Source organism: Saccharopolyspora terrae, from assembly GCF_004348435.1.
In the GTDB taxonomy this organism is placed as follows: Bacteria; Actinomycetota; Actinomycetes; order Mycobacteriales; family Pseudonocardiaceae; genus Saccharopolyspora; species Saccharopolyspora endophytica.
This window is the reverse complement of the sequence record NZ_SMKS01000019.1, coordinates 59,670-72,071: the sequence shown is the minus strand read 5'-3', so window position 1 is coordinate 72,071 and position 12,402 is coordinate 59,670. Positions and strand designations below refer to the sequence as shown.

The window sequence follows — 12,402 nt, the reverse complement described above, 5'->3', positions numbered from 1 at the left end:
ACGGCAGTTCTCCGGGACCCGATTACCGCCGTTTTCCGGGTCCTGATTACGGCGGAAATCCGGGGCCTGATTGCGGCGGTGTTCCGTTTCGCGATCGCCTGGTGGAGTGCACCCTGACGGAGGAAGGCAACGATGCCTGCCAGATCGATGGACTTACCCAGCGCGATCACCCTGGCCGCCGAGGAGGCGCCGGAGACCGCGTGGACGCTGCCGCCCTGGGCGCTGCTGCTGCTCGTGGCCGGCGGGATCGCGCTGCTCCTGCTGCTGGTGATCAAGGCCAAGCTGCACGCGTTCGTCGCCCTGCTGGTGGTCAGCGTGGCGGTGGCGGCGGCCGCCGGCATCAGCCCCACCGAGATCCCCGGCCTGCTCGAGGACGGGATGGGCGAAACCCTCGGCGAGATCGCGATCATCGTGGCGCTGGGCGCGATGCTCGGCCGGTTGATCCAGGAATCCGGGGCATCGGAGGTGCTGTCCGGTCGGCTGCTGGCGGCGTTCGGCGAGCGCCGAGCTCCGCTGGCGGTCGGGTTGACCGCGCTGATCTTCGGCATCCCGGTGTTCTTCGACGTCGGGTTCATCATCCTGCTGCCGCTGATCTACTCGGTGGCGCAGCGCTCCGGCCGTTCGGTGATCAGCATCGCGCTGCCCGCCGTCGGTGGACTGGCCATCATGCACGCCGTGCTGCCGCCGCACCCCGGACCGGTGGCCGCGGCCGGATTGCTGGGCGCGAACCTCGGCTGGGTCACGATCATGGGCCTGATCTGCGGACTTCCCGCGTGGTTCATCGGCGCGTACCTCTTCGGCACGCGCGTCGGTGACAAGCTCGGCACGCCCGTTCCCACGCAACTGCTGGGCGAGGCCCGCGAGCAGGCCGGGACCTCCGGCGGCGGCGTGACGACGCAGGCTCCGCCGTCGCTGCGGGTGACGGTCGGGGTGATCCTGCTGCCGGTCGTGCTGATCATGTTCAACACCTTCGCCGAGGTCGTGCTCCCGGAGGGGGTGGTCCGCGAGGTGCTGACGTTCATCGGGGCACCGGTGATCGCGCTGACCATCGCCACGCTGCTGTCGTTCTGGGTGCTGGGACTGCGCGGCGGGTTCTCGATGGAGCGCATCGAGAAGGCCGCGTCGGCCTCCCTGGGCCCGGTGGCGCTGGTCCTGCTGGTCACCGGGGCGGGCGGGGTGTTCGGCGCGGTCCTGGAGGCCACCGGTGCCGGTCAGGCGCTCGCCGACCTGCTGGCCGGGACGTCGTTGCCGGTGGTGGTGCTGGCGTTCCTGATCGCCACCGCGCTGCGCGTGGCGCTGGGCTCCAAGACGGTCGCGATCGTGACGACCGCGCCGATCGTGGCTCCCCTCATCCACGAGCTCGGGCTCTCCCAACCGGAGATCGCCCTGGTGGTGGTCGCGGTCGCCGCGGGCGGCACCGTGCTCTCGCACGTCAACGACTCGGGCTTCTGGCTGTTCAACCGCTACATGAACATCGACATCCGCACGACCCTCCAGAGCTGGACCCTCATGGAGACCTTCATGGGCGGCACGGCCTTCCTCATCGCGGCAGCCCTCAGCGCCGCCCTCTCCCTCACCTGACCCACCACCCCGACCAACGCCGGTGCCCCGCCCTCACGAGGACGGGGCACCGGCGTCACCGTCTCCCCCCCTCGACGTGGTCCCGTCCCGAGCACCGGATTTCAGTGGAACTCGGGGACCCGATTTCCACTGAAATCCGGAACTCCACCCCGGGACGTGACGTGGTGCGCCGTGTCGGGGATTCGTGCGGGTCAGTGCTCGGAGACGGGGTGGCGGGTGAAATCCCTCGGGATGATGAGGTCTTCGAGGGTGAGCTCGTCGATCGAGGGGCGGGCGAGGGCCAGCAGCGAGGAGTCGATGCCGGACCGGAGGATGTCGAAGACGTTGCGGACTCCGGCTTGGCCCTCGGCCGCGAGGCCCCACAGGTAGGCGCGGCCGATGAGGACGGCCCGGGCGCCCAGCGCGAGCGCCTTGACGACATCGCTGCCGCGCCGGATCCCGCCGTCCAGCAGGACTTCCACGTCGTCGCCGACGGCGTCGGCGATCGCCGGGAGGAGCCGGATGGTGCCCGGCGTGGAGTCGAGGTTGTTGCCGCCGTGGTTGGACACCGAGATCGCCGTGGCGCCGATGTCGCGGGCGCGTCGGGCATCGTCGGGATGCGTGATGCCCTTGATCATGAACGGCCCGCCCCAGCGCTCCCGCAACCAGGCGATGTCCTCCCAGGTCGGAGGCGGGGTGAACATCCACTCGCCGTAGGCTCCGAAGAACGTCGGCGCTGGTTCGCCGCGCGGCACCATGTTCGGCGTGGTCAGGTCCGGCAGCCCGTGCCGCAGGAACCCGCGCAGCCACCGGGGTCGCAGCAGTCCCTGCGGGGCGAAGCTCAGCTTCGTGCGCAGGTCCAGCTTCTCCGGGATCGGAGGGCTCCCCCAGTCGCGCCCGGTGGCGAAGCACCAGTCGAGCGTGACGATGAGGCCCTTCGCTCCGGCCGCTCGGGCGCGCTCGGCGCGGGCCAGCACCTTCTCCCGGTCACCCACCCAGTAGACCTGGAACAGCGTCTTCGGGTTGGCCGCGGCCACGTCCTCGACGGATCGGCTGGCGAACGAGGACAAGCCGATGGCCGTGCCCACCTCGGCCGCCGCCCGCGCGACCGCGACCTCGCCCTCCGGGTGCACGGCCTGCACGCCCGTCGGTGACACCAGCACCGGTAGCGACAGCTCCTGCCCCATCACGGTCGTGGACATGTCCCGCTCGGCCGGCAGGTCCGCCACGCGCGGCGCGAAGCCGAGCTCGCCGAAGGCCCTGATGTTGTCGTCGAGCGTGGCGCCGCGCTCGCTGCCCGCCACCAGCGCCAGGTACACCGACCTGGGCAGACGTCTGCGGGCGCGCCGGTGCGCCTCCGCCACTGTTTCGAACCACTCCGCCATGCCGCACCACGCTAGGCCCAGTCGCCACCGCGAGCACCGTGCGACCGGGCTCACCCCCACCCGTCCGATCGAACGGGTCGGGCGGGGGTACCTGTCCGATCGGACGGGTACCGCCCTCCCCGTTCGTCCGGAACCGGGTTCTCGGACGAGGGGTCTTGGTTCGCAGCCGTTCTCCCCGCGTGATCTGGGGCACTAGCTTCCGGGGACGTGGCCGGGTTCGACGCCGACGTCCCCCGGAACCGGCCGGGCTCCCCCCTTCGCCCGGCCGGAGAGCAACGTGCAACGACGCGCGTGGAAAGGACAGCGACATGCAGGTCGACGAGCTGCTCAAGCCGTTCCCGATCAAGGAGTTCCACCCGTTCCCCCGCGCCCTGCTGGGTCCCGGTTCGCACGAGATGATCGGCCCGGAGGCGCTGAAGCTGGGCTTCAAGAAGACGCTGGTGATGACCTCCGGCCTGCGCGGCACCGACATCGTGCACAAGATCGTCGAGTCGATGCGCTACCACGGTCTGGAAGTGGTGGTCTACGACCAGGTCGAGTCCAATCCCAAGGACTACAACGTGATGGACTCCGTCGCGATGTACCAGGAGAACCACTGCGACTCGTTCGTGTCGATCGGTGGCGGCTCCTCGCACGACGCCTGCAAGGGCGCGCGCATCTCGGTGGCCCACGACGGCCGCAACGTCAACGAGTTCGAGGGCTTCAACAAGTCCGAGAACCCGAAGAACCCGCCGCACATCGCCGTTTCCACCACGGCGGGCACGGGTTCGGAGACGTCCTGGGCCTACGTCATCACCGACACCACCACCGATCCCGGCAACCCGCACAAGTACGTCGCCTTCGACGACAACTCGGTGACCACGCTGGCCGTCGACGACCCGGTGCTCTACTACGACTGCCCGGTCGACTACACCGCGCAGTGCGGTTTCGACGTGCTCGCGCACGCCTCCGAGCCGTACGTGTCGCGGCTGAACTTCCAGCCGTCGCTGGGAAACGCGCTGCACGCCATCAAGCTGACCGCCGAGAACCTGCGCCAGGCGGTGTGGAACGGCCAGGACCTGCACGGCCGCGAGGGCATGATGTACGCGCAGTACATCGCCGCGCAGGCGTTCAACTCGGGCGGCCTGGGCATCATCCACTCGATCTCGCACGCCGTGAGCGCCTTCTACGACACCCACCACGGGCTCAACAACGCCGTCGCGCTGCCGCGCGTGTGGGCGTTCAACATGCCGGTGGCCTACAAGCGCTTCGCCGACATCGCCGAGGCGATGGGCATCGACACCCACGGCATGACCGACCCGCAGGCGGCCGATGCCGCGCTCAACGCCGCGATCCGGCTGCTGCGCGACGTGGGCATCCCGGAGCGGTTCGTCGACGTCAACGCCGACAGCTACTCGAAGAACCGGCTGGGCCAGGGCCCGACCAAGTTCTACGAGCAGGCCAAGGAGATCAAGGGCGACTCCGGCGACGTCGACCGCATCACCAACCACGTCCTCGGCGACGCCTGCACCCCGGGCAACGCCAAGGAGTGCACCTTCGACACCGTGCGCCCGGTGGTCGAGCACTGCATGACCGGGGATCTGGACGACCTGCTGACCTGACCCCTCCCCGGACCGGCCGTGGTGTCGCGCCCTCCGACCGCGCGGCACCACGGCCTTCCCACCACCGCACCGCTCGAACTCCGGAGGTATCGCAGTGCTCGACGACATCGCGGATCAGCCCGGCGACAAGCCCTTCGAGTCGGTGGAGGAGGTGATCAACCGGTTCGGCGAGCACGGCTACATCGCCGACCGCAGGCTGGCCACCACCGTCTACCTCCAGTCCAGGTTGGACAAGCCCCTGCTGCTGGAAGGCCCTGCGGGCGTGGGCAAGACCGAACTCGCCAAGACGCTGGCCGAGGCCACCGGGCGGAAGCTGCTGCGGTTGCAGTGCTACGAGGGCCAGGACGAGAGCAAGGCGCTCTACGAGTGGGACTACGGCAAGCAGCTGCTCTACACGCAGATGCTGCGGGACAAGATCGGCGAGGTCATCGCCGACGCACCGGACCTGTCCACCGCGATCGACCGGATCGGCGCGCAGGACAGCCTGTTCTTCTCCGACCGGTTCCTGGCCGCGCGGCCGCTGCTGGAGGCCATCCGCGGTGATGAGCCGGCGGTCCTGCTGGTCGACGAGGTGGACCGGGCCGACGAAGCCCTGGAAGCGGTGCTGCTGGAATGCCTGGCGGAGTTCCAGGTGTCGGTTCCCGAGGTCGGCACCTACACCGCGACGACACCGCCGTACGTGGTGCTGACCTCCAACAACACGCGCGACCTGTCCGCGGCGCTGAAACGCCGCTGCCTGCACCTGTTCCTGGACTACCCGGATCACGACCGCGAGCTGGAGATCGTCCGCTCCAAGAACACCGGCCTGCCCGAGAACCTGGCCGAGCAGCTGGTTTCGGTGGTGCGGCAGCTGCGCGCGCTGAAGCTGCGCAAGGCCCCGTCGATCTCCGAGACCATCGACTGGGCCCGCACCCTGGCGGTCCTCGGCGCCGACGAACTCGGCTCGGACGTGCTGGCGGAGACGGTGAACGTGGTCGTGAAGTACGAGCGCGACCTGCACCAGGCGCTCGACGTCATCGGGCACATGGCCGACCCCAACCGCGAAATCCCGCACCAGCTGCCGGCCCACGGGCACGGACACGGGCATGGGCACGGTCACGGGCATGACCACGACCACGACGAGGTCGACGGCCGGGAGGTGCGCGCGGCCAAGGACGCACCCGGGCGGCACGACGACTCCTACTACGGCGCACCGGGTTCCAGCGATTCCGGCCGACGAGCGACGGGCGGTCAGGGACATCGCTCGTTCTCATCGGCGACCAGGCGCAAGTCGTGAGGAGCGGGCCGTGGAATCAGCTCTGCACCGGTTCGTCCGCCTGCTGCGCCTGTTCGGCATTCGCATCTCGGTGTCCGAGGCCACCGACGCGATGCGCTGCGCCGCCCAGCCCGGGATGCTCGACGACCGCGACGCGCTGCGCGACGCCCTGAAGGTCGCGATGATCAAGGATCGGCGCGACGAGGAGATCTTCGACGAGGTCTTCGACACCTTCTTCGCGTTGCGACCGGTCGTTCCCGACGACCACGAGCACGAGCACACCCACGAGCACGACGACCTCTCCGACACCGGCGAGCTCCAGTCGTTCACCGTCTCCGAGGAGCCGGGCGACACGCCGCAGGAGGGCCACACCCACGCCAAACCCGCCGACATCCGGGACTACTTCGACCCCGAGGACCTGGCCCAGCAGTACAACCTGCACCAGGAGAGCAACAAGATCGACCTGGCGTCGATGACCGACGAGGTGGTGTTCTCCAGCGACAACAGCAGCGCTGGCGGCAGCTCGGTGCCGTCGGTGCAGCTGGAGACCGAGCACCTGCACAACGCGGGCACGCCCGGGTCGCTGGCCGAGCACACCGGTCACCGCATCGACACCCGGCTGAGCATCGCCGAGGAGCAGACGCTGCTGGACTGGCTCGCCGACGACGAAGAACCCGACTCGACGCCGCGCGGGCAGCTCACCGGGGTGCTGGAGAACCTGCCCGAGCTGCTCAAGCAGCACCTGGCCAAGCTCGCCGAGCTGGAGCGCACGGCCAAGGAGTCCCGCGAGGTCACCACCGGCAGGCTCGACCGCGTCGACGAGGGCGAGCGGCAGCAGCTGGAGGAATCGCTGCGCCGGATCGTGCACAGCCTGCGCGGCGCGCCGACCAGCAAGCGCCGCAACACCCCGCGCGGCAGGGTGCACCCGGCTCGCACGATGCGGCGCAACATGCGCTACGACGGCGTCCCGTTCCGGCCGGTCACGGTGACGCGGGCGGAGGACAAGCCGCGGTTGATCGTGCTGGCCGACGTGTCGCTGTCGGTGCGTTCCACCGCGCGCTTCACGCTGCACCTGGTGCACGGGTTGCAGTCGCTGTTCACGCAGGTCCGCACGTTCGCGTTCGTCGACGACCCGGTGGAGATCTCGGAGCTGTTCACCGACCACCCCTTGGAACGCGCGCTGGGGCTGGTCTTCGACGGGCTGCCGCAGGGCGGGGTCCTCGACGTGGACGGGAACTCCGACTACGGCGCCACTTTCGCGACGTTCATCGACGAGTTCGGCAACAGCCTCAACCGGCGGACCACGGTGCTGATCCTCGGTGACGGGCGCGGCAACGGCAACGACCCGAACGTCGACGCGCTGGCCGAGATCGCGCGCCGGTCGCGGGAAACCATCTGGCTCACGCCGGAACCGCGCTACTCGTGGCGGTTGGGGCGCTGCGACCTGCCGGACTACGCCGACCACTGCGACCGGGTGCAGGTGGTGCGCGACCTGTCGGGGCTGGCGAAGGCCGCCGAGTCCATCGCGACGGAGGTGACCGGGCGGTGAGCGCCGGGGAACGCTCGGCGCTGCACCACATCGATCCGCTGGCCCCGCACGGCCACGACCCGCTGGTCACCGTCTCCCGTCACGACTCGCCGTGCGACGCGCGCGGGCAGGTGACCCGCACGGGGCACTTCTGCCTGCACCGGCGCGATCACCGGATGGAGATCAGCCACTGGTTGCGGCCCGATCAGCTGGACAACAACCTGGCGGGCGTCCTCGCCGACGAGCTGTTCGCGCCCGGCTGGCTCAGCGGGGTGGAGGTCTTCGAGCGGGTGTTCACCGAGGTGGTGCAGTCGGTGATCGACGATCCGCTGCGGGCGTGGACGACGTTCTACGACAACACCCTCGCGCGCGTCCGGGAGTGCTGGTCGGCTCCGGCGGGTTGCGCGCCGCACTCCTCCATCGCCGACTTCGCCCCGCTGTACCGGCGGGTCCTGCGGCTCGTCCCGCCCGGGCGGGTGCTGGACCTGGGCTCGTGCTTCGGGTTCCTGCCGCTGCTGTTCGCCGAGCGGGGCGAGCACTCGGTCATCGCCTCCGACCTGGCCCCGGGCAGCATGCGACTGCTGGAGACGGTCGCGGCGACCCGAGGTCATCGCATGCCGACGCTGGTCTGCGACGCCGCCCAGGTCCCGCTGCCCGACGGCGCGGTCGACACGGTGACGGCGATGCACCTGCTGGAACACCTCGAACCCGCGCGGGGGAACGCGGTCCTCGCCGAAGCCCTCCGGCTCGCCCGGCGCCGCGTCATCATCGCGGTTCCCTACGAGGACGAGCCCAACGCGGCCTTCGGTCACGTGCGCACCTTCACCTCCGCCGAGCTCCAGCACCTCGGGGACAGCGCGGGGCACCCCTGCGAAGTGACCGACCACCACGGAGGCTGGCTCGACATCCGCAAGGACGGCTGAGCCGACCGCGTCAGATCAGGCGGAAGCGCCCGGTTTCGAGGGCGCTGCGAACCTCGCGGGTGGTCTGCTCCGGCGTGAGCTCCCCCGGGTCGAGCACGTGGTCCTCCAGGTCTCCGAGGGAGGTGAAGGCGCTGTGCAATCCGGAGATCGCCTCCGGGTCGCTCAACTCGTCGTCTCCGCGCCCTCGCACGCGGTCCAGCGCGACGTCCAGCGCGGGCCGCAGCACCACGTAGGACAGCGCGAGACCGTCCCGCTCCGCGGCCTTCCGGAACGGGTCGAGGAACCAAGGCCCCACGATGCCGTCGACCACGACCCGGTACCCGCCGCGCGCGAACGCCGTCGCGGACGCCGCGATCGCCTCGATGACCACCTCGTTCTGCCGCTGCGACTCGGGGAGGAACGGGGCCACGTAACCGCTGCGGATGGACCGGTAGAAGAAGTCCGTCGCCATGTGCACCGACGCGCCGGCGCTCTCGGCCGCCACCAAGCCGCCCACGGTCGTCTTCCCCGCTCCCGGCGGGCCGCTCAAGATCACCACATCACCGGCCACACCGGAAACCTAACCCGGCGCAGCGCACCACGACCACCCACCCACGCCCGCGTCCCCTCGCGAAGGCCGGGCTGTGCGAGCTGATTCAGGTGTGGGACTCAGCTCGCACAGCCGAGCAAGCAGTTCCTCGACAGCTCCTAGATGAGGTGGAGCTTGCTGGCTTCGTAGACGGCTTCGGCGCGGCTGGTGGCGGTGAGCTTGCGCATGATGTTGCGGACGTGGAACTTGACCGTGGTCTCGGAGATGAAGAGCTTCGCCCCGATGTCGCGGTTGCTGAGCCCGTGGGCGAGTTCGCGCAGCACGATGAGCTCGCGCTCGGTCAGGCGCGGATCGCTCGACGGCGAGTTCATCGATTCGACCATCGCCGCGGCCGAGCGGGAGTCGAAGGAGCTCTCCCGGCGGGCCACCGCGCGGATGGAGCGGACGAGCTCGGTGGTGTCGACGTCCTTGACGACGTAGCCCCGGGCACCGCGGTGGATGGCCTCGACGACCAGACCGCCGTCGAGGAAGGTCGTCAGCACCAGCACCCCGAGTCCCGGGTGCAGCTCGGTGAGCTGCCCGCACAGGTGCAGCCCCTCGGTGTTGTCGCCGGTGGAGAGCTTGAGGTCCAGCAGCACGACGTGCGGGTGGGCGGCGGCGACCACGTCGACGGCCTCGGCGGCGGTGGCGGCCTCGCCGACCACGTGCAGGTCCTGTTCGCGTTCGAGCACCGAGCGCAGGCCGTGCCGGACGATCGCGTGGTCGTCGACGAGCACGATCCGCACCTGTCCGATCGGCGTGCGCTGGTCGGGGACCGGCGGGGTCATGGCATCACCTCCCGGGTCGAGGACAGCGGCACCCGCAGCTGCAACGCCACGCCGCCCATCCGCGAGCGGCGGATGGCCAGCGTCCCGCCGAGCTCCTGCGCGCGGGCGGCCATGTTGGCCAGGCCGCGGTGCCGGCCCGCCAGATCGGTCGCCGAGGACAGCTTCAGCGATCGCCGCAGCTGCGCGGGATCGCCCGTCCCGTCGTCGGAGATCGTCAGCCGCAGCTGCTGCGGCTGGTAGACGAGCTGCACGACGGCGCGGGTGGCTCCTGCGTGCGAGACGACGTTGAACAGCGCCTCGCCGGTGAGCCGCAGGATCGAGCTCTCGTCCTCCGGTCGCAGCGGAGCGGGGCTGCCCGCCACCCGCACCTCCACCTTCAACTCGCTGGACAGGTGCACGGTGGACAGCTGCTTGAGCAGGACCGGCAGCGAGCCCGGGGGTTCTTCGGCGCCGTGGTGCAGCGCGTAGATCGCCGCGCGCAGGCGTTCCACGGCCTGCTGGGTGAGCCCCTTGGCAGGAGCGAGCTTCTCGGCGACCTCCTGGGCTTCCGGGCCCATCTCGGCGAGTTCGGAGCGGCACACCTCGACGGTCATGCCGGCGCTGAGGACGTACTGGGTGACGGTGTCGTGCAGCTCGCGGGCGATGCGGTGGCGTTCGTCGTCGAGGGCCTGGCGCTGCATCGCCTCCACCAGGCGACGCTGGGTCTCCTGGAGTTCGGCGTTGCGGGCGGCGAGGTCCCTGGCCTGCTGGGCGGCGGCCTCGGAGAGCTGTTCGGTGCGCCCGCGCAGCTGGGCGGCGGCGTGGAACAGGAACGAGTTGTGCACGGCGACGGCGGCCTGGTTCGCCAGCACCCGCATGATCGCCAGGTCGGTGTCGGCGACCTGCACGTCGCCCGGCCAGCCGACGATGCCGCCGACGGGCTCGTCGTCGAGGGTCATCGGCGCCCGCACCCAGCCGGGGCCGCCGGGGGCGAGTTCGATCTCCCACGGCCGGGTCCGGATCACGTCGAGCTGCTCGCGCGCTTCCGGCGGCAGGCGGTACTCGTCGTCGACGAGTTCGCCGTGGTGCAGCAGCAGGAATCGGGGCCGGGCCGCGCGCAGGGCTCCGTCGGCGATGCCCAGCAGCAGCCGGTCGGCCTGCAGGTGCTCGGCGGCGGCGCGCACCACGGCCTCGACGAGCGTGCGGGGACCCTCGACGGTGCGCACCAGCGCTCGGGAGATGCGGTCGAGCGCCTGCACGGCGCATTCGAGGCGTTCGGCGGAGCGCACGTACTCCGGGTAGAACGAGCGCTTGCCGGAGCGCAGCCCGGTCAGGACGCCGAGGTCGTCGCCGAACTCACCGCCTGAGGTCCCGGCATCACCGCTCACAGCGCCGCCCGGAACAGTCCCGCGATGTCGGTCGCCCGCGCTTCGCGCGGATTCGTCGTCAGGCAGGCGTCCTTGAGCGTGTTGCGGGTCAGCACCGGTATGTCCACATCGGACACACCGAGCGAGCGCAGCGTCTGCGGAACGCCGACGACGTCGGCCAGCTCCCGAACCCGGTCGGCGAGGGTGAAGGCCACCTCGACAGGGGGAACTCCGGCCGTGTCGATCCCGATCGCCGCGGCCAGCGGCACGTAGCGCGAGGGGTCGGTCTCGGCGTTGAAGCGGATCACGTGCGGCAGCAGCACCCCGTTGATGACCCCGTGCGGGGCGTCGAGCAGCCCGCCGACCTGGTGGCTCATGGCGTGGGTGGCGCCGAGGATGGCGTTGGTGAAGGCCATCCCGGCTTCCAGCGCGCCCTGCGCCATGGCCACGCGCGGCTCGGCCTCGGTGGGGCGGAACAGGGTGCGGGCGAGGTTGCCGGTGATGAGCTTCGCGGCGTGCAGCGAGTGCTGCTCGGTGAGGGTGTTGTGCGCGCGGGAGACGTAGGACTCGATGGCGTGGGTGAGCGCGTCCAGCCCGGTGGCGGCGTTGAGCCAGTCCGGCATGCTGGTCAGCAGCCGCGGGTCGATCACCGAGATCTCGGGGACGAGGGCGCGGCTGAGGATCGTGATCTTGGTGGCGTTCGCGGTGTCGGTGATGATCGCGAACTGCGAGACGTCGGCACCCGTTCCCGACGTCGACGGTGCCATGACCAGCGGCGGGATCGGGTTCACCACCTGGTCCACGCCTTCGTAGTCCAGGATCCGGCCGCCGTTGCCGGACAGGATCGCCACGCCCTTGGCCGCGTCGATCACCGAACCGCCGCCGACGCCGATGATCACGTCGGCCCCGGACTCGGCGTAGCGCTGGTGGGCGGCCTCGACCTCGTGGTCCTTGGGGTTGGGCGTGACGGCGTCCCACACGACCGCCTTCAACCCGACCGCGTCGAGGTGCCCGGCGGCTTCGGCGGCCCACCGCGCTTCGGTGAGGCCGCCATCGGTGACCAGGAACGGGCGGCGCGCGCCCAGCCGCCGCGCGCAGTGCCCGAGCTCGGCCAGCGCACCGGGCCCGAACACGACCTCCGGGACGTGGAACTTCGCCAGCCCGGGCGAGTCGCCGCTCAGCGGCGCGATCTGGGGTCCGGCCAGCTCGGCGACCTCGGGTTCGGTCGAGCTGGGCACCCGGCTTCGCACTGTCATCAGGCATCCTCCAGGCACCGGAGCGGGGGTGTGCGCGGCGCGGACCTCGACGATCACCGATCGGGCCGACGGGCCGAACCCCGACCCATCCTAGTCCGAAACGTGACCTGAAACACACCGCGAAGCGCGGTCGGTCAGATTTCCGCTGATCGTGACGGGCACGAGCGGGACCCACCCGGTGGGGCGGGTCCC

Annotated in this window: 10 protein-coding genes; 5 read left to right on the top strand and 5 right to left on the bottom strand. The window is 70.6% G+C overall.

The window, feature by feature from the left end:
* Positions 1 to 132: 132 nt before the first annotated feature.
* Positions 133 to 1,581, top strand: coding sequence for a GntP family permease (locus E1181_RS13685; protein ID WP_235876749.1), 1,449 nt, complete (start codon positions 133 to 135; stop codon positions 1,579 to 1,581).
* Positions 1,582 to 1,772: 191 nt separating this feature from the next.
* Here the strand turns inward: E1181_RS13685 and mftD are convergent, their stop codons facing one another.
* The gene (gene mftD / locus E1181_RS13680) at positions 1,773 to 2,945 is read right to left on the bottom strand and encodes a pre-mycofactocin synthase MftD (protein WP_132674677.1); all 1,173 of its coding nucleotides are present in this window, start codon (positions 2,943 to 2,945) and stop codon (positions 1,773 to 1,775) included.
* A 308-nt stretch (positions 2,946 to 3,253) separates the two neighbouring features.
* On the opposite strand from mftD, the gene mdo reads away from it, so the two are divergent.
* The 4 genes from mdo (at position 3,254) to mftM (ending at position 8,252) form a co-directional block, all read left to right on the top strand.
* Positions 3,254 to 4,546 carry an NDMA-dependent methanol dehydrogenase gene (gene mdo, locus E1181_RS13675; protein WP_132674675.1) on the top strand — a complete coding sequence of 431 codons (1,293 nt, stop codon included), beginning with the start codon at positions 3,254 to 3,256 and terminating at the stop codon, positions 4,544 to 4,546.
* 94 nt (positions 4,547 to 4,640) lie between these two features.
* The gene (locus E1181_RS13670) at positions 4,641 to 5,822 is read left to right on the top strand and encodes an AAA family ATPase (RefSeq protein WP_235876748.1); all 1,182 of its coding nucleotides are present in this window, start codon (positions 4,641 to 4,643) and stop codon (positions 5,820 to 5,822) included.
* Positions 5,823 to 5,832: 10 nt separating this feature from the next.
* The gene (locus E1181_RS13665; protein WP_132674673.1) at positions 5,833 to 7,350 is read left to right on the top strand and encodes a VWA domain-containing protein; all 1,518 of its coding nucleotides are present in this window, start codon (positions 5,833 to 5,835) and stop codon (positions 7,348 to 7,350) included.
* Positions 7,347 to 8,252: a mycofactocin oligosaccharide methyltransferase MftM gene (mftM, locus tag E1181_RS13660; protein ID WP_235876747.1), complete on the top strand. Its 906-nt coding sequence runs from the start codon at positions 7,347 to 7,349 to the stop codon at positions 8,250 to 8,252. The genes E1181_RS13665 and mftM overlap by 4 nt, the downstream gene beginning before the upstream one ends.
* A 10-nt stretch (positions 8,253 to 8,262) precedes the next feature.
* Here mftM and E1181_RS13655 read toward each other — a convergent pair whose 3' ends face one another.
* The 4 genes from E1181_RS13655 to E1181_RS13640 form a co-directional block, all read right to left on the bottom strand.
* On the bottom strand, positions 8,263 to 8,802 hold the full coding sequence (locus E1181_RS13655; protein WP_132674671.1) for an AAA family ATPase: 540 nt from the start codon (positions 8,800 to 8,802) through the stop codon (positions 8,263 to 8,265).
* 137 nt (positions 8,803 to 8,939) lie between these two features.
* Complete coding sequence (locus E1181_RS13650) at positions 8,940 to 9,608, bottom strand: MadR family response regulator transcription factor (protein ID WP_132674669.1); 669 nt, start codon at positions 9,606 to 9,608, stop codon at positions 8,940 to 8,942.
* Positions 9,605 to 10,975, bottom strand: a complete 1,371-nt coding sequence (locus tag E1181_RS13645) for a MadS family sensor histidine kinase (protein ID WP_235876746.1) — start codon at positions 10,973 to 10,975, stop codon at positions 9,605 to 9,607. The genes E1181_RS13650 and E1181_RS13645 overlap by 4 nt, the downstream gene beginning before the upstream one ends.
* On the bottom strand, positions 10,972 to 12,210 hold the full coding sequence (locus E1181_RS13640; RefSeq protein WP_132674667.1) for an iron-containing alcohol dehydrogenase: 1,239 nt from the start codon (positions 12,208 to 12,210) through the stop codon (positions 10,972 to 10,974). The genes E1181_RS13645 and E1181_RS13640 overlap by 4 nt, the downstream gene beginning before the upstream one ends.
* Positions 12,211 to 12,402: the final 192 nt, after the last annotated feature.

Bases quoted from the DNA above. Each gene is read 5' to 3' on its own strand.
- mftD (WP_132674677.1), bottom strand. From the start codon at position 2,945: ATGGCGGAGTGGTTCGAAACAGTGGCGGAGGCGCACCGGCGCGCCCGC.
- E1181_RS13650 (WP_132674669.1), bottom strand. From the start codon at position 9,608: ATGACCCCGCCGGTCCCCGACCAGCGCACGCCGATCGGACAGGTGCGG.
- E1181_RS13685 (WP_235876749.1), top strand. From the start codon at position 133: ATGCCTGCCAGATCGATGGACTTACCCAGCGCGATCACCCTGGCCGCC.
- mdo (WP_132674675.1), top strand. From the start codon at position 3,254: ATGCAGGTCGACGAGCTGCTCAAGCCGTTCCCGATCAAGGAGTTCCAC.
- E1181_RS13640 (WP_132674667.1), bottom strand. From the start codon at position 12,210: ATGACAGTGCGAAGCCGGGTGCCCAGCTCGACCGAACCCGAGGTCGCC.